Source organism: Kitasatospora sp. NPDC058048 (assembly GCF_042885555.1).
Lineage (GTDB): Bacteria > Actinomycetota > Actinomycetes > Streptomycetales > Streptomycetaceae > Kitasatospora > Kitasatospora lactacystinica.
Genome location: NZ_JBHVRT010000043.1, coordinates 52,477 through 68,111, shown reverse-complemented (window position 1 = coordinate 68,111; position 15,635 = coordinate 52,477). Strand labels below are relative to the sequence as shown.

At 73.9% G+C, this 15,635-nt stretch carries 17 protein-coding genes; 5 read left to right on the top strand and 12 right to left on the bottom strand.

Annotated features, from left to right (window positions below; translation table 11 throughout):
• Positions 1-18: 18 nt before the first annotated feature.
• The 3 genes from ACFVVA_RS33895 to ACFVVA_RS33885 form a co-directional block, all read right to left on the bottom strand.
• Positions 19-1,455 carry a WGR domain-containing protein gene (locus ACFVVA_RS33895; protein WP_387694593.1) on the bottom strand — a complete coding sequence of 479 codons (1,437 nt, stop codon included), beginning with the start codon at positions 1,453-1,455 and terminating at the stop codon, positions 19-21.
• A gap of 150 nt (positions 1,456-1,605) precedes the next feature.
• The gene (locus ACFVVA_RS33890; protein WP_387694580.1) at positions 1,606-3,747 is read right to left on the bottom strand and encodes a hypothetical protein; all 2,142 of its coding nucleotides are present in this window, start codon (positions 3,745-3,747) and stop codon (positions 1,606-1,608) included.
• Between the two features lie 379 nt (positions 3,748-4,126).
• The gene (locus tag ACFVVA_RS33885) at positions 4,127-5,215 is read right to left on the bottom strand and encodes a helix-turn-helix transcriptional regulator (protein WP_387694579.1); all 1,089 of its coding nucleotides are present in this window, start codon (positions 5,213-5,215) and stop codon (positions 4,127-4,129) included.
• Between the two features lie 171 nt (positions 5,216-5,386).
• On the opposite strand from ACFVVA_RS33885, the gene ACFVVA_RS33880 reads away from it, so the two are divergent.
• Positions 5,387-5,785 carry a VOC family protein gene (locus tag ACFVVA_RS33880; protein ID WP_387694578.1) on the top strand — a complete coding sequence of 133 codons (399 nt, stop codon included), beginning with the start codon at positions 5,387-5,389 and terminating at the stop codon, positions 5,783-5,785.
• 136 nt (positions 5,786-5,921) lie between these two features.
• On the opposite strand, the gene ACFVVA_RS33875 is transcribed toward ACFVVA_RS33880, so the two are convergent.
• The 9 genes from ACFVVA_RS33875 to ACFVVA_RS33835 form a co-directional block, all read right to left on the bottom strand.
• Positions 5,922-6,539, bottom strand: coding sequence for a response regulator transcription factor (locus tag ACFVVA_RS33875; protein ID WP_359898366.1), 618 nt, complete (start codon positions 6,537-6,539; stop codon positions 5,922-5,924).
• A complete protein-coding gene (locus tag ACFVVA_RS33870; RefSeq protein ID WP_387694577.1) occupies positions 6,536-7,834 on the bottom strand; it encodes a sensor histidine kinase in 1,299 nt (432 codons plus the stop codon). Before ACFVVA_RS33870 ends, ACFVVA_RS33875 begins: the two co-directional genes overlap by 4 nt.
• Positions 7,835-7,920: 86 nt before the next feature.
• Positions 7,921-8,334 carry a hypothetical protein gene (locus ACFVVA_RS33865; protein WP_387694576.1) on the bottom strand — a complete coding sequence of 138 codons (414 nt, stop codon included), beginning with the start codon at positions 8,332-8,334 and terminating at the stop codon, positions 7,921-7,923.
• Between the two features lie 178 nt (positions 8,335-8,512).
• A complete protein-coding gene (locus ACFVVA_RS33860) occupies positions 8,513-9,085 on the bottom strand; it encodes a GNAT family N-acetyltransferase (RefSeq protein ID WP_387694575.1) in 573 nt (190 codons plus the stop codon).
• Entirely contained in the window at positions 9,069-10,004 is a 936-nt protein-coding gene (locus tag ACFVVA_RS33855; protein ID WP_387694574.1) for a class I SAM-dependent methyltransferase, read from the bottom strand. Before ACFVVA_RS33855 ends, ACFVVA_RS33860 begins: the two co-directional genes overlap by 17 nt.
• A 132-nt stretch (positions 10,005-10,136) precedes the next feature.
• Positions 10,137-10,304 (bottom strand): hypothetical protein, encoded by a 168-nt coding sequence (locus tag ACFVVA_RS33850; RefSeq protein ID WP_387694573.1) that lies wholly within the window; start codon positions 10,302-10,304, stop codon positions 10,137-10,139.
• A gap of 109 nt (positions 10,305-10,413) precedes the next feature.
• Entirely contained in the window at positions 10,414-10,845 is a 432-nt protein-coding gene (locus tag ACFVVA_RS33845) for a hypothetical protein (RefSeq protein ID WP_387694572.1), read from the bottom strand.
• A gap of 8 nt (positions 10,846-10,853) precedes the next feature.
• Entirely contained in the window at positions 10,854-11,510 is a 657-nt protein-coding gene (locus tag ACFVVA_RS33840; RefSeq protein WP_387694571.1) for a hypothetical protein, read from the bottom strand.
• A gap of 188 nt (positions 11,511-11,698) precedes the next feature.
• The gene (locus tag ACFVVA_RS33835; protein WP_387694570.1) at positions 11,699-12,238 is read right to left on the bottom strand and encodes a transposase; all 540 of its coding nucleotides are present in this window, start codon (positions 12,236-12,238) and stop codon (positions 11,699-11,701) included.
• 255 nt (positions 12,239-12,493) lie between these two features.
• Between ACFVVA_RS33835 and ACFVVA_RS33830 the strand changes: the two genes are divergently transcribed.
• The 4 genes from ACFVVA_RS33830 (at position 12,494) to ACFVVA_RS33815 (ending at position 15,592) form a co-directional block, all read left to right on the top strand.
• Positions 12,494-14,149, top strand: coding sequence for a sensor histidine kinase (locus ACFVVA_RS33830; protein ID WP_387694569.1), 1,656 nt, complete (start codon positions 12,494-12,496; stop codon positions 14,147-14,149).
• Between the two features lie 17 nt (positions 14,150-14,166).
• Complete coding sequence (locus tag ACFVVA_RS33825; RefSeq protein ID WP_380551404.1) at positions 14,167-14,553, top strand: roadblock/LC7 domain-containing protein; 387 nt, start codon at positions 14,167-14,169, stop codon at positions 14,551-14,553.
• A 78-nt stretch (positions 14,554-14,631) separates the two neighbouring features.
• The gene (locus tag ACFVVA_RS33820; protein ID WP_387694568.1) at positions 14,632-14,994 is read left to right on the top strand and encodes a DUF742 domain-containing protein; all 363 of its coding nucleotides are present in this window, start codon (positions 14,632-14,634) and stop codon (positions 14,992-14,994) included.
• Entirely contained in the window at positions 14,975-15,592 is a 618-nt protein-coding gene (locus ACFVVA_RS33815; protein ID WP_387694567.1) for an ATP/GTP-binding protein, read from the top strand. The genes ACFVVA_RS33820 and ACFVVA_RS33815 overlap by 20 nt, the downstream gene beginning before the upstream one ends.
• Positions 15,593-15,635 lie beyond the last annotated feature (43 nt).

Genomic DNA, 15,635 nt, shown 5'->3' with positions numbered 1-15,635 from the left:
GGTCGCGGGAGCCCGGGGTCAGAGCAGGCGCTTGATCTCGCCGCGCGCCCGGTAGAAGCCGCCCGAGGCGGACTCCCGCACCTCGGCGACCAGGTAGCGGGCCCCGGCGATCCGGATGTCCTTGGGGAACTGCACCCGCCACGACGGGTCGTAGCCCTGCGAGACCACCCGCATCCGCAGCCGGACGCCGTCCTGGACGCACTCGACCTCGACCTCGCCGCCGGTCCGGGCGGTGACCACCTCGACCGTCTCCGGCCCGGCGCCGGCCAGCACCGGCTCCCAGCCCGCGCCCTTGATCTCGGCGGTCTCCGGCAGCGTGCCGTCCTCGGCCGCCCGCACCGCCTGCTCGCCGGCGTCCAGGCAGGCCAGCGAGCCGTCGGTGGTCACCAGGTAGAGCCGCCCCGCCCGGTACTGCATGCTGTACGCCGAACCGCAGCCGGTGGCGAGCTTCCACAGCCGGGTGCCGTCGGCGGCGAAGCAGTACACCGAGGAGTGGTTGTCCCCGGCGAAGACGTACTCGCCGTCCGGGGAGGCCGCGCAGGAGAAGACGGCGGCGTCGCAGCGGTAGGTGGCCACCTCGGCGCCGTCCGACTTGCGCAGCCGGTGCACCCAGCCGCGGCCGGTGCCGGCGAACACCTCGTCGGCCTCCTGCCAACCGAACAGCACCTCGCCGTTGGTCGGGGTGTGCCACCGCTGGTCGCCGCTGCGGTTGTCGTAGCGGGCGACGCCGCGCGAGTGGCCGTGGTAGACGCCGTCGGCGTCGCAGCGCACCATCCAGCCGGCCCGGCCGTCGGCCTGTCGGCGCCACTGGAACTCGTCCTCGTGGTCCACCGTCGTGAGCCCGCCGCGCTCGTCGGCGACGCCGAGCACGCCGTCGTGGATGTCGAGCCAGAAGATGTCCACGTCCTGGGCGATCTCGTACGCCACCCGCGGGACCTTGCCGCCCAGGTCGTACACCTTGCCGTCGTCGCAGCCGGCGTAGATCCACCAGTCGTCGGCGACGATGCACTTGACGCCGTCCGGCAGGCCGTAGCGGGCCGTCACCTCGCCGTCGTGGGTGAGGGTGTAGACGTCGCCGCGCTCGTTGCCGACCCAGGCGTGCTCCTCGCCGACGAAGATCCCGAAGGCGGGCGAGCCGGAGCGGAAGCGCCACAGCAGCGGTGCCTGACGGGCGGTCGAGCGGCTGCTGACGATCTGCCGCCTGGTCACCGCCCGGCGCTGGCGCACGCCCCGGACGGCCGGGGCGTAGCCCTTGCGGACCTTCTCGCCGATCTTCTTGGCCGCCGACGCGGCCGCCTTCTCCGGGCTCGGGAACGTCGTCGACTTGCTCTGCCCGGGCTCGCCTATCCGCCCGTAGCGCACCGTCACCACCTGGCCGGCGAGCCGCACTTCGTAGAACTTGTGCGCGCTCCCCTCGTCCTCGGACAGTTCGAGGTACGTGACCTGCTCTTCCACGGCGACGGACACGACGGAGTCCCCTTTCGGGCAACGGAGATGGGGGTCGGTTCGGGACCGGCCCGCCGACACCTCCCAAGCTACGGCCTGGCACTGACAGTCGGCTCCGGCGGGCCCCGGCTCAGCGCGGCGCGGATCAGCGCGCTCGGATCAGCGCAGCTCGGCCAGGAGGGCGCGCAGCCGCTCGTCCTCCCGGATGATGTCGTACGCGAGGCCGGAGGTGACGATCCGGCCGTCGCGCTCGACGAGCTCGCCGACGTACGGGAGCAGGTCGGTGTCCCGGGCGGCGGCGCCCAGCGCGTGCAGGGCCTCGCAGCCGCCCGTGACGTCGGCGCCCGTCTCGACCGCGTGGAGCGCGGCCCGGGCGAGGCGGCCGAGGTCGACGGTGTCGGGGTCCGCGATGTCGAGCAGGGCGCGGGCAGCGCCGGCGGCCTTCTCCGGGTCGTCGAGCAGCGCTTCCAGCCGGGGTACCAGGTCCCGGCCGGCCGCCCCGAGGGACGCGGCGGCGCGCAGCGCGCCGACCACCGTCCAACGGGCCCACAGCCGGCTCCCGGCGGTGCGGTCGAGGACGGACGCCAGGATCCGGACGGCCTCCTCGGCGTCACCGTCGATCTGCCAGACGGCGCGGGCCGTCGCGACGTCGGCGTCCAGCTGCGGGGCGGTCGGCTCGGGGTCCTCGCTGACCGCGGCGAGCAGGGCCGGGAGCAGTCCGGCGGCGACCGGGCCCAGGTCGGCGGCCGCCCGGGCCGTCTCGGCCCGTTCGCGCGAGGCCGCCAGCCGTTCGGTGACGGCGGCGAGCAGGAGGTCGGGTTCGCCGGTGACGTCGTAGTGGGCGCGGGCCGCCTGGAGCTGTCCCGCCTCCGCCCGCAGCGCCTCGGCAGCCCGCTCGCGCGCCTCGGGCGGGCCGCCGGCGACGACGGCCGCGACGGCGGAGGCGGCGTACGGGAAGCGGGGCAGCACCGCGCACAGCTCGGGCAGGCCGGCGACGGCCCGCGGGCCCCACCGCCGCAGCAGGTGGACCAGGTCGGCGGTCTCGTTGGTACCGAGCCCCTCGACGGCCAGCCGGGCGCGCACGGCGGCGAGCAGCTCCGGATCGAAGGGGAAGGCCGGGGCCCGCGAGTCACCCGCGGCGTGGCGGGCCCGCGGGCGCCGCTCCAGGTCGCGGGCCAGCAGCGGGGCGGCCTGCCGGGGGGCGATCCGGACCAGCGCCGCGAGGGCCTCGTCGGCCACCTTGTCGTCCGGCCCGTCGTTCGGCGCGCCCTCCGGCCCGCCGTTCGGCGCGTCGTCCGGCCCGTCGTCCGGCCGGTCGGCGAGTCCGACGAGGACGGGCGCGGCCTCGGCGGCGAGCGGGCCGAGCTTGGCCAGCAGGCTCGCTGCGGTGTCCTGGGCGGCGAGCGGGGTGACGGCCGCGATCAGCCGGGACGGGGCGCCGCGCGAGACGTAGCAGGCGTGGTCGGCCGCCCACAGGGCCTCGGCCTGCACCTCAGGGCGCGGGTCGCGCAGGGCCGCCTCCAGCAGGTCGAGGGCCGCCTCACGGTCGGCGTCGGTGTCGCACTCCAGCAGGGTGTCGACGACCGTGTACAGCAGCTCCTCCTGGTCGAGGCTGTAGCGGTCGACGGTGAGCTCGCGGGCGGGCAGCAGGCCGAGCACGGCCGCGTGGTGGACGGCCCCCCAGCGCTCCTCGTTCCGCAGGCAGACCAGGACCGCGGCCAGCCGCAGCGGCACCGGGGTCTCCTCGCCGAGCAGCACCCGGGCCTCCCCGGCGGCCGTGCTCAGGTCCACCCGGCCGAGGGCGACGAGCAGTTCGGCGGCCACCTCCGGATCCTGCTCGGCCGTCCAGCGCTCCCCCAGGGCGGCCGGTGCGGCCGCGCCGTCCCGGGTGTGGCCGACGGCCCAGGCGGCGGCCAGCCGGACGGTTTCGTCCGGGTCGGCCAACAGCTGCAGCAGGAGCGGAAGTTGGGCAACCACGGCGGCCCGGACGGCGCCCTCGGGGACCTGCCACTCGTCCTCGCTCTCGGCCAGCCCGCCCAGCAGGCACAGCACGTCCACCGTCCGGATCCCGGCGGCGGCGATCCGGGCCAGGTACGGCACGGCGTCCACGCTGGCCGAGTACACGGTGCCCTGGTGGAGGATGCTCCCGTACAGCTCGGAGACCGCCTCCTCGGCCGCCCCGTCGTCGCCCTCGACGAGCGCGCGCAGCAGGTCGGGCAGGTCCTCGGCGCAGCCGTAGGCGTGCGAGACGGTGGCCCAGGGGTGGTCGTCGAGCCCGGCGAGGGCGGTGGTGAGGTCCATGGGCGCGATCCTGGCAGCCGGGACCGACAACGCCGCCAGGGGGAATACGGCAGTGACGGGAGCGACGCCGCCGTCGGTGCGCCCCGGGTCCGGACGGCCGCGCGTCGACCGGGCCTGTCGCCCGTCGGCCGGGGCCTGTCGCCCGTCGACCGGGGCCGGTCGCCCGTCGGCCGGGCCCGAGCCACGACCGCCGGAACCCGAGCATCTGCGTCATTGTCAGTGCCCCGCGCTACGCTCCCGGCACCCTGAGGAAACACCGGGGCCCGCTCCCTCGAATTCGCCTACGGGGAGCGGGCCCCGGGCTTCAGGAGGGCAGCGATGCGGCGGTGCGCGGCCGCCGTCCGACCGCTCCCGCCACCGTACGAGTCGTGCGAATCCGTCAGGTCCGGCGGGCGTGCGCGGCGAGGCGGTCGGCGAGGGCGGTGACGAGGCCTCGCAGCTCCTCGGGCCGTTCGATCACGAAGGGACGGTCGATCGCGGCGAGCACCGGAGGCAGCCAGTCGAGTCGCTCCGCCCGGAGCTCGACGCGCAGCCAGCGCTCGGAGCTCCGGTCCACGCTCGGCTCCGGCCGCGGCTCCGGCTCCGGCTCCGGCCGCGGTTCGGGTTCGGGTTCGGGTTCGGGTTCGGGTTCGGGTTCGGGTTCGGGTTCGGGTTCGACCAGGATCGCGACACTCTCCGGGAGGTGACGGCGGATCCACTCGGGCGTCGCGCGGATCCGCAGCGTCACCTCGTGCCGGTAGTCCGCCGTGGCCAGGCCCGACACGACACGCTCGGCCGGGGCCGGTCCGGTCGGTGCCTCGAAGGAGCCGGGCAGGGCCCTCGCGTCCGTGACCCGGTCCAGCCGGAGGGTCCGGTCCTGGCCGATCCCCGCGTCCGCACCGGTGACGTACCACCGGCCCGCGTGGGCGACGATCCCGTACGGATGCAGCGTGCGCTCGCTGGGCCGGCCGTGGCGGTCGGTGTACCGGACCGCGACCGGCCGTCGATGGCGCACCGCGTCGGCGAGGGTGAGCAGGACCCCGGTGTCCGGTGCGCCGGCCTCGCCGGGCCGGTCCGTGGTCCCGAGCGGCCGGTCCGTGAAGGAGAGCGACTCCAGGAGCGTGTCGAGCCGGCCGGCGAGGTGCCGGGGCAGCACCCGCCGGATCTTGGCCGCCGCGGTCTCCCCCGCGGTGCGTTCGGCCGTCGCCAGTCCGGCCCTGGGGCCGGTGAGCAGGCCGAGCAGCACCGCCAGGGCCTCGTCGTCCCCGAGCATGAGCGGGGGCAGGCGGTGTCCGGGCGAGAGCCGGTAGCCGCCGTACCTGCCGCGTACGGACTCCACGGGCACGTCGAGGTCGACCAGGTGGTCCACGTAGCGCCGCACGGTTCGGCCGTCCACACCGAGCCGGTCGGCGAGCTCGGCCACCGTGCGGGTGCCGCCCGACTGCAGCAGTTCGAGCAGGGTCAGCACGCGGCCGGTGGGTCGGGACATGACGAAAGTCTAGGACGAATAGGGGACCGATTCTGTCCACTATTCCTCCTAGTCTGCCGAACGCACGACCGGATGACCGGATGACCGCTGGACCGCGGCCGCTCCCGTTTCCGCCTCCGTTTCCGTTTCCGTATCCGTTTCCCGTTCTGGCATGACCGAGGAGAACACCCCATGGACTTCGTTTCGATCCGCATCATCACCGGCGACGTCGCCCGACTGGTCGACTTCTACGAACGCGCCCTGGCGGTCCGGGCGCAGTGGGCCACCGAGGACTTCGCCGAACTCCGGACGGCGGGCGCGACCCTCGCGATCGGCGGGGTCCGCACCGTACCGCTGTTCGCCCCCGGCTCCGCCCGGCTGGCGGCCAATCAGAGCGTGATCACCGAGTTCCTCGTCGACGACGTGGACCGGGTCCACCGCAGCCTGTCCGAGTTCGTCACGGACTTCGTCAACGAGCCCACCACGATGCCCTGGGGCAACCGCTCGCTGCTGTTCCGCGACCCCGACGGCAACCTCGTCAACTTCTTCACCCCCGTCACCCCGGCGGCCGTCGCGAAGTTCGCCCGCTGACCGGACGCCCCGCGTACCGCCCGCCTCCACCGGGTGGGCGGCACCACGGCCGCGTCCGTGCCGTCGCGGCCGGCGCACGCCGACGGCAGGAGGGAGACGGAGCCCGGCGGCCGGGCGCTGCCGGCCGGGACAGCGGTCAGAGCCAGCCACGCTCGTCGGCGACCCGCAGGGCCTCGCTGCGGTTGCGGGTGCCGGTCTTGGCGATGGCCGACGAGGAGTAGTTGCGGACCGTCCCCTCGGACAGGTAGAGCTTGGCGGCGATCTCGGCCACCCCCGCGCCCGAACGGGAGGCGTTCAGCACGTCGCGCTCCCGGGCGGTGAGCGGGGAGGCGCCCGCCGCGAGGGTGGCGGCGGCCAGTTCCGGGTCCACCACCCGCTCCCCCGCCGCGACCCGGCGGATCGCGTCGGCCAGCACCTCCGCCGGGGCGTCCTTGACCACGAAGCCGAGCGCGCCCGCCTCCATGGCCCGGCGCAGGTAGCCGGCGCGGCCGAAGGTGGTGAGGATGACGACCCGGCACCACGGGGCCTGCTGGGCCAGTACGGCGGCGGCCGCCAGGCCGTCCAGTCCGGGCATCTCGATGTCGAGCAGGGCCACGTCCGGCCGGTTCTCCCGCGCCGCCTCCGCGACCTGGTCGCCGCGGCCGACGGCGGCGACCACGGCGAAGTCGTCCTCCAGGTCGAGCAGGGTGCACAGCGCGGTGCGGACCAGCTCCTGGTCCTCGGCGAGCAGCAGGCGGATCGGGCGGATCGTCATGTCGTCCCTTCGTGGCCGGGGTCGGGCCGGCCGGGGTCCGGCCCGGCGGCGTCCGGCCCGACGGTTTCGGGTCCGGCGGGGCCCGGGCCGCCCGGCGGGACGGTGACCAGCAGCCGCCACCCGCGCGGGTCGAGCGGGCCGGCCTCGACCGTACCGCCCACCGCGGCGACGCGTTCCCGCAGCCCGGTCAGGCCCTTGCCGTCGCCCGCACCGCCGTTGCCCCGGGCGTCGTCCGTACCGCCCGGTCCGCGCGCATCGCCCGTCCCGTCCGTACCGCCCGGTCCACCCGGTCCGCTCCGGGCGGCGGCGGCCCCGTCGTCGCGGATCTCCACCGAGGTGGCGGTGAGCAGCACCGAGCAGCGCTCGGCCCGGGCGTGCCGGACCACGTTGGTGATCCCCTCGCGCAGCACCCAGCCGAACAGCTCACGCTCCCCCGGCGCGACCGCGTCCGCCGCCGTCGGCAGGTCGGCCACCACCCCGGCGGCGCGCAGCAGTTCACGGCCGCGGGCGATCTCGCCGGCCAGCGTCACCTCGCGGTATCCGCTGACGGCGGCGCGGACGTCGGACAGCGCCTGGCGGGACAGCGTCTCCACCGCCGCCATCTCCGCCACCGCCAGGTCCAGGTCCTTGCCCGCGAGCCGCTGGGCGAGGCGGGACTTGACGGTGATCGCGGTGAGCGAGTGCCCCAGCAGATCGTGCAGGTCCCGGGCGATCCGGTTGCGCTCGGCCTCCGAGGCGAGCCGCGCCACCTCGGCCCGGGCGGCGACCAGGGCGTCGTTGGTGGCGGCGATCCCGGCGAAGGCACCGCAGGTGAGCGAGGTGAACAGCAGGGCCAGGGCCTGGAATCCGCCCGGACCGGTGTGCCAGGGGCGCACCGCCCAGGGCACCACCAGCGCGGCCAGCGTGCCGGCCGCCACCACCCGGGCGGCGTGCTCGCGCCACTGGATCGCCACTGCGGAGACGACCACGGTGGCGAGGAAGAAGGCGTCCTCGTGGGCGAACGGCAGCGCGGCCAGGAACAGTGCCGTCATCACCCCCAGCAGTAGCGCCATCCAGCGCCGCCGCCCCAGTCCGAGGGCGAGGGCCAGCAGCGCGTAGCAGAGGCAGAACGCGACGACCACGGCGTACCCGGCCACCGCGGCCGCCCCGGAGACGGTGCCGCCGACGGCGACGGCGGTGAGTGCGGGGAAGACCATCATCCCGCTGGCCAGCAGCGGGCGCCGCCAGCCGTGGCCCCAGTACTGGACGGGGCCCGGTGCGGCCCCCGGGCCGGGGGCCGCGGTCGTGCGGTCCATGCCCGCGCGATCCGTGCCCGTGCGGTCCATGCCCGCACGGTCCATGCCTGCGCGGTCGAGGCCGGTCACCCTCGTTCCCCCCCTCCTCAGAGCCTGGCGAACAGGCTACGCAGGTGCCGTCCGTTGACCACCGCGGCCACACCCAGCAGGGCGAGCCCGCAGACGCCCTGCTCGACCTTCATCCACACCGGGAAGGTCCCCGGCAGGGCGATGATCGTGGCGATGGCGACCAGCATGACGGCCGAGAGGATCCGCAGCCGCCGGAACGCGCCCCGGGAGCCGTTGGCGGCCCGGACGGTCAGCAGGAGGGTGAGGGCGGCGCTGGCCACGACGATGGTGCCGCGGACGAGCACCGGCGCGTTGACCATCGCGTGGTGGTCACGGAGGGCGACGGCGGCGGCCAGTGTGACGACGCTGAGGCCGAGATAGGCGAGCACGAGTCGCCGGACGGTGCGGAAGGCCCGACGGGTGTCGGGGTGCTGCAGGTCGGTGGAGTTCATGGCATCCATGCTGGTCGTGGACCTGTTCCCGGGGGCAGTGTGTTCGCACACCGGCGCACCGTGACAATTGTCAGCGGGCCGCTGCCGAGCCGTTGACGACGGACCGTCGCAACCCGGCCGTCGCAGCCCGACCCTCGCCGGCCGAGCGTTCCAAGCCGACCGCTGTCGGCCGCCCCTGTCAGCGCCCGGCCGCCTCCGCCCGGTCCCCGTCCAGCAGGCGCACCATGTGCAGCTTCGCGACCGCCCGCCCGTCGACCAGGACGGCCCTCGGCTCGCGCCCCCACACCTCGAAGCCGCAGGCGGTGTAGAGCCGCAGGGCAGGCTCGTTGCCCTCCGAGACGGTCAGCAGCACCTGCCGCAGCCGCCCGTCCCGCTCCGCTGTGCGCAGCACCTCCCGCACCAGGGCGCGGCCGATCCCCCGCCCGGCGGCGCTGCGGGCCACCGCCATGCCGTACAGCGTGCCCTTGTGCCGCTCCTGACCGCGCTGCGACACCTTCAGCCCGGCGGTGCCGACCAGCGTGCCGGCGCCGTCGAAGGCGCCGATCAGCGCGTCCGGCCCGGCCTCGGCCCCGGCCAGCCGCTGCAGCGTCTCCGACAACGGCCTGCCGGCCTCCTCGGCGTGGCTGGAGGTGAAGGCGCTCGGCGTCCCGCGCAGCGCCGCCAGCCGGAAGGCCCGGTACGGTTCGGCGTCCGCGACGCCCAGCCGGCGCAGCACCACGGCACGCCGACCGTGCTCAGCCGAGACGGACACGGGTGCACCTCGTCACGTACGGCAGGGCGATCTCCTCGCGGCCGGCCAGGTCCGGGTGGGTGGCCAGCAACTGCTCGACGTCGGCCAGCAGGCGCTCCCGCTGGTCCTCCGGCAGCGCGATCACATAGCTGCGCGAGGCGACCATGTCGACGATCCCGGCCCGGGTGGTGACGTGCTCCCAGCCGATCTCCAGCCGCTCGGACGCACCGAACGGCGCCGGGAGGACCGGCCTGGTGTCGATCCGCGGCGGCGCCGCGCGGTGCATCAGCACGCCCAGGGCGGCCGCCCAGGGTTCGGACTCGTCCCGGACGTTCCACACCAGCGCGAGCGTGCCGCCGGGGGCGAGCACCCGGGCGATCTCCGGCACCGCGACCGCCGGGTCGAACCAGTGCCAGGCCTGCGCCACCACCACGGCGTCGACGCTGCCGTCCGGCAGCGGGATGTGCTCGGCCGAGCCCGCCCGGACGGCCGCCTTCGGCACCGTCGCGGCCAGCCGCGCCCGCATCCCCTCGTCGGGCTCGACCGCCACCACGTCCAGGCCCGCGTCGACCAGCAGACCGGTCAACTTGCCCGTCCCGGCGCCCAGATCGAGCACCCGGCGGGCCTCCCGGGGCACCGCCGAGCCGATCAGCGCCCGCGGATAGCCCGGCCGACCGTGCTGGTACGCGTCCACCGCCACCCCGAACGACCGCGCCCGCAGCCGTCCGGCCCACCGCCTGGTCGCACCCTGCCGCGTCATCCCGCAGGCCCGCCCGATCTCCTCCCAGGTCGCCTCCCGCCCGCGCCGCAGCTCCTCCACCAGCTCCGTCCGCCGCTCCTCCAGCGCCTCGATCACCCCCGACAGCCGCCGCAGCCCTTCCACCCCACCGCCACCGGCCACGTCCTCCGCCACCCGCCGACCAAGATCGCCCGTCTCCATGGCCCGGCACTGTACGGACCCGAGCCGGAGGCCGTCAACCATCATTGCCCTGCAGCGCAACATCTGTTGCCTCCGACCGCGCGACCGGCCCCGGCCGTGGCGATGCGGCCGGGGCCCGTCAGCGGCCCGCCGTCACAGCGGCCGGAGCGCGAGCACGAACTGGGGCAGCGCCAGCAGGGCACTGGCCACCGCACTCCACCTCAGGAGCGGAGCCGTCCGCACCAGGGAGCCGGAGCCCGCGCCGCCGCCCGAGCGGACGAAGGTGGCGAGCACCGCGCCGGTGAAGGGCGGCCGGCCCATCAGCCACCACCCCGACCTCCGTAAAGAGCGAAACACCGTCGAACGCCTGGCGCTGTGAACGGCCGCAGACACCGGCAACAGGGCCGACTGATACGGAAACTGACACGGATCAATGCAGCGGCTCGCCCGAGACTGCCAGATACTTGCGGATCCGTACGACGTCATCGCGGTCCTTGCTGCGGTCGTAGAGCTGCTTCCAACGGAGAACGCGACGAAGGGGTGAGAACGGGATGCCGTGGATCAGTTCTGCTTCTTCGATCAGTTCATCGCGCTCACACGTCCCCGGAAGCCACGTGTCGAAGGCTTCGATCGCGCCGTCGAACAGCAAAGCCATTCGTCCATGGCCGGAAGGTGCAGGAACCGGGGGTGCGAGCGCCGTGATGATCTCCCATGCCCGACCGCGGGCCACGATGTCCAGGTCGCCAACGTCCTGCTTGAGGCCGTGTGCGAGCAGCGGTCCACTCCCCGCGACCACATAGTCGCGGGTTGGCAGGTGCAGCGACATGAGATTCTGCACCAGCGGGTGCTGGCTCAGGTCCACTGGACCTCCTATAGCGGCGACAGCCCCATCGCCAAGCGAGCGACCACACCCATAGCGAGTGCAGTGGAGACGCTCGTCAGCGTACCGAGGAGGAAGAACTCAGACACGTACTTGCCCCCCTTGTCGAGCTCGGGAGTCCGGGCCAGCGACTTCGCCGCCAGGGCGAGGGCCGCTGCCTCAGAGTGTCCGGCAATCAGGAACGCGAACAGTACGCCTCGTTCCAACCACCCGATAACGAGCCCTCGATGCATGAAGTCCAGCGCGTGCGTTCTCTGGTTGGCGTCGCTCAGCGCTTCGACTTCCACCTTGACGTGGTGTGTCACCCACAGCGCTACCTTTCCACCGCAGAAGACCGTGAGAAGAAGACATGAAGAGATCACCGCGACTCGGTCGTCAAGGACGATGCGGTGTGCGCTCATCGTCGACCACGGCCCGGCTGCCCAGATGCCGATCAGTAGACCCAGTGCGAGAAGCGTGGCAGCGGCGCGTCCGATGCTGGCAGTGACACCCGACAGGCGCTGGTGAAGGTTTGTGCCACGTGGAGGCCACGGCCTCGATCGAAGAACGGAGGCAAGTACGAGACACGCCCCGACAAGCGCGACGGGCCAGAGACGCCTTGGCGCACCGACCAGGGTGTAGCAGGCGTAGACGACGAAGAACGCCAAGGCCAGCCGGGGATACCGCTTGGGCCCGCCGGCAGCATTTGGCGGCCCATTCCATCCCAGCCCCCATGGGACAAGCACGGCCGCGGCGATGCCAAGTGCAACGCGAGCTGTCTCCAAGATGATCCCCTCAAGTATCTTGCTTCACAGAAGAATTGATGCTTGCTCATCTATAAGTTCTGAGAGCATAGTCAGCTTGTGGCGCGACTGCCCAACTCTGGAGACAGTGCGGCCAGTGAGACCGGGCGGGGCGAGTAGCGGCGGCAGAAGGCGAGTTCACCGGTGGCGATCGGCCGCTTGCGCGAGACGGCCGAGACATAGCCGATCCGACGCTGTTCCGGCTCGGTGCTCAGATGTGGGTCGCCGCCGTAGACCTCGTCACGGGTGACCCGGGCGGCCAGGGCCCCGGCGTCCCACGCCTGGGTGATCATGTCGGCGGCCCGAGCGGGTTCGGTGACGAACCTCAGGTCGTCCGGGATGCCGGCCGCACGAGGCCCGGTCGGGGTCCTGCGTCCACGAGCGCGGGACACAGAGGCGGCGGGGCTCGAAGACAGGGCCTGCGAGAAGTCGCTCGCCGCGGGCCCGGGAATCGGGGCGTCGCGGTGCGGCTCGCCAGGCCGGGCCGCGGATCCCCTTCCGGGTGATTGCCACCCGACCGGTTGACCCGGTTCGCCGTTCTTAGCACGAACTCCGTCCGAGGTGGCGGGACTTGGCGAGGAAACCCTTCGCATGAGCGAATCCGGAGCGGGTCGGCGGCGCGCGGGCGGCGGGGCGAGAAGCCTGGTGGGAGGGCGGTGGCCGCTCCGGGTTGCGACTGGTGTGCGAGATGTCGGTGTTGTCCGGCTGGATACGACAAGTCGGTTGCGGGACGGTATTTTTGACTTTCGGTCAGGATGTCCTGAACTTGGCTATGCTGCACCACCACGCCTGCGGAGCCGATCCCCCGCCTGTCCCCCTTTGCTGTTCCGATCGTTTGAGGATGCTGAATGCTTCGAGCTGGATCGTCACTCGCCAGACGGCGCCAAGCGCCCCTGCTCGGCTGGTTGTTGCCGACGGCCGTGATGGCGGTGGCCGTGGCGGTCGCCGCGGCGGTGGTGTCCGACGGGGCCCGGGCCGGGGTGCTGTGGTGCGGGGCGACGGGCACCGTGCTGGTGGCCGTGGTGGCCGCCGAGTCGGCACGCCGCGGGCGGGCGCTGAGTGAGTCGCGCGACCGGCACGCCCGGCAGGTGGAGGAGTTCCAACGCCGGCTGGCCGGTCAGGAGGACGAGCTGGACCGGCTCGCCCGGGGCGAGATGCGCCGGATCGTCGCCGGGGCCCGCTACGGGTACTCCTTCGACGTCCTGACCCGCCCGCTGGAGGAGAGCGACGCCCCCGTGTCGCCGCGGTTCCGCCGCTCCCTGGTGGCCGTCGCCGAGGCCGTCGCCAAGGCCGTCGACGACGAGGTCAGCCGGCGCGACTCGGCCGAGCGGGCCTTCGTCAACATCGCCCGCCGGGTGCAGGCCATCATCCACCGGCAGGCCAAGGACCTGCGGGAGATGGAGGACCGGCACGGCAACGACCCGGCGGTCTTCGACGACCTGCTGCGCCTGGACCACGGCAACGCGCTGACCGGCCGCCTGGCCGACAGCATCGCGGTCCTGTCGGGCGCCCGCCCCGGCCGGCAGTGGACCCGGCCGATCGCGCTCTACAGTGTGCTGCGCGGCGGCATGTCCCGGATCCTGGAGTACCAGCGGGTGGACCTGCACCCGGTGGCGCAGATCTCCGTCACCGGACCGGCCGTCGAGCCGCTGATCCACGCCGTCTCCGAGCTGCTCGACAACGCCACCCGCTACTCGCCGCCGCACACCCACGTGCACCTGAGCGCCTCCGAGGTGCAGAGCGGCATGGCGATCGAGATCGAGGACGGCGGCCTCGGCCTCACCGACGAGGCCCGGTTCCGCGCCGAGCGCTCGATCCGCGAGGCGATGGTCTCCAAGGACTTCGACGACCTCACCGAGTCCCCCCGGCTGGGCTTCGCCATCGTCGGCCGGCTCTGCCAGGCGTACGGTTTCCAGATCTCGCTGCGCCGCTCCGCGTACGGCGGTGTGCGGGCGGTGCTGGTCGTGCCGCAGGAGCTGCTCACCACCGCGCCGCCGACCGGGCGGGCGCACGGCATCGGCGCCTTCTCCGGCCCCCGTCCGCTCCCGGCGAACCCGCCCCGGCACGCGGCCCCGGGCCGTCCCTGGGGCACCCGGACGACCTCGGCCGGCGTCGGGCCGTCCTACGGTTCGACCAACCCGTGGGGGCCTTCCGGCCCGGGCGCCGGGGACGACGAGGTGATCGTGACCGAGTGGACGCCCAACGGCCTGCCGCAGCGCCGGCGGAGCCGCCCGATGATGCCGCGGGGCTTCGGCGGGGCCGCGCGCGCCACCGCGCAGCCCGCCGGACCGGTGGCGGGGCCGCCGGCCCGGGCGGCGGGCCCCGCCAAGGAGCCGAAGCAGCCGGGCCTGTGGCTGGAGGCGTTCATGGACGGCATCAAGGGCACCGGGCCGGGCCCGTCCGGCCCGGCGGGTGCCGGACGGACGGGTACCGGACAGGCGGGTGCCGGACACACCAGCGCCGCGCACACCAGTGAAGACACGGCAGGGAAGGGCGAGCAGTGATTCCGCACCGCAACAACATGGACTGGATCCTCAACGACCTCGCGGACAGCGTCCCGTGCGTGCGCCACGTCATCGTGCTGTCCGCCGACGGCCTGCGGATCGCCCAGTACGGCACCGACCCGGACACCGCCGACCGCCTCGCCGCCGCCTGCGCCGGGCTGCAGAGCCTGGCCGGCGCGATCGGCCACGAGTTCCCGCACGGCGACGGCTCGATGCGGCTGGTGGTGATCGAGGTGGACGGCGGCTACTTCTACCTGATGGCGGCCGGTGACCGCGCCTATCTCGCGGTGCTCGCCGACGAGGGCGTGGACGCCGGGCTGGTGAGCCACCAGATGCGCGACCTGGTCGCCCGGATCGGCGAGCACCTGTCGACCCCGCCGCGCAATCCCGAGGCGGTCGCGTGAACCGGCACCCGGCCCGGCCTGCCGCGGTGGGCTGCGACGGCGGGACGGGCACATGAACGAGCACAGCGAGGCGGTGGCATGACGGCCGAGAAGGGTGGCTGGGACGGCCCCGAGCCCGACCGGCTGTACGTCATCACCCGGGGCCGCAGCGGCCCCTCCGGACCGGGGGTCTTCGACCTGGTCACCCTGATCGTCTCCCGTGCGGAGCCGGCCCCCGCCCACCAGCCGGAGCAGGCCGCCATCCTGCGGCTGTGCCGCTCCCCGCTCTCGGTGGCGGAGGTCTCCGCCTACCTGGAGCTGCCCGTCAGCGTGGTCATCGTCCTGCTGGCGGACCTGCTCGACGACGGGCTGATCGAGGCCCGCAGTTCCGCCGTGCCCGCGGCGGAGCTTCCCGACCGTGCCCTGTTGGAGGCGGTGATCCATGGACTTCAGCGGCTCTGACACGGTGGTCGGGCCGGCCGGTCCGGACCTGCTGCCGGACACCGTCACCACGGCGGTCAAGGTGGTGGTGGTCGGCGGCTTCGGCGTCGGCAAGACGACGCTGGTCGGCGCGGTCAGCGAGATCCGCCCGCTGACGACCGAGGAGACCATGACCCAGGCCGGGGTCGGGGTGGACGACCCGACCGGGGTCGAGCAGAAGACCTCCACCACCGTGGCCATGGACTTCGGCCGGATCAGCATCAGCGACCGGCTCGTGCTCTACGTCTTCGGCACCCCCGGCCAGGAGCGGTTCTGGTTCCTCTGGAACGGCCTGTTCGAGGGCGCCCTGGGCGCGGTGGTTCTGGTGGACACCCGCCGGCTGGAGGTCAGCTTCGAGGTGATCGGGCGCCTGGAGGAGCGCGGCGTGCCCTTCGTGGTGGCCGTCAACGGCTTCCCGGAGGCGCCGCCCGTCCCGCTCGACGAGGTGCGGGACGCGCTGGACCTGCCGTCCGAGGTGCCGATCGTCGCGTGCGACGCGCGCAGCCGGGAGTCCAGCCGGGACACCCTGATGACCCTGATGCACTACCTGTACGAGCTGGCCGCCCCGTCCGGCGGCTGAGCCGACGGTCCGTCCGTACCACCCCGACCGACCGCCCGTCACC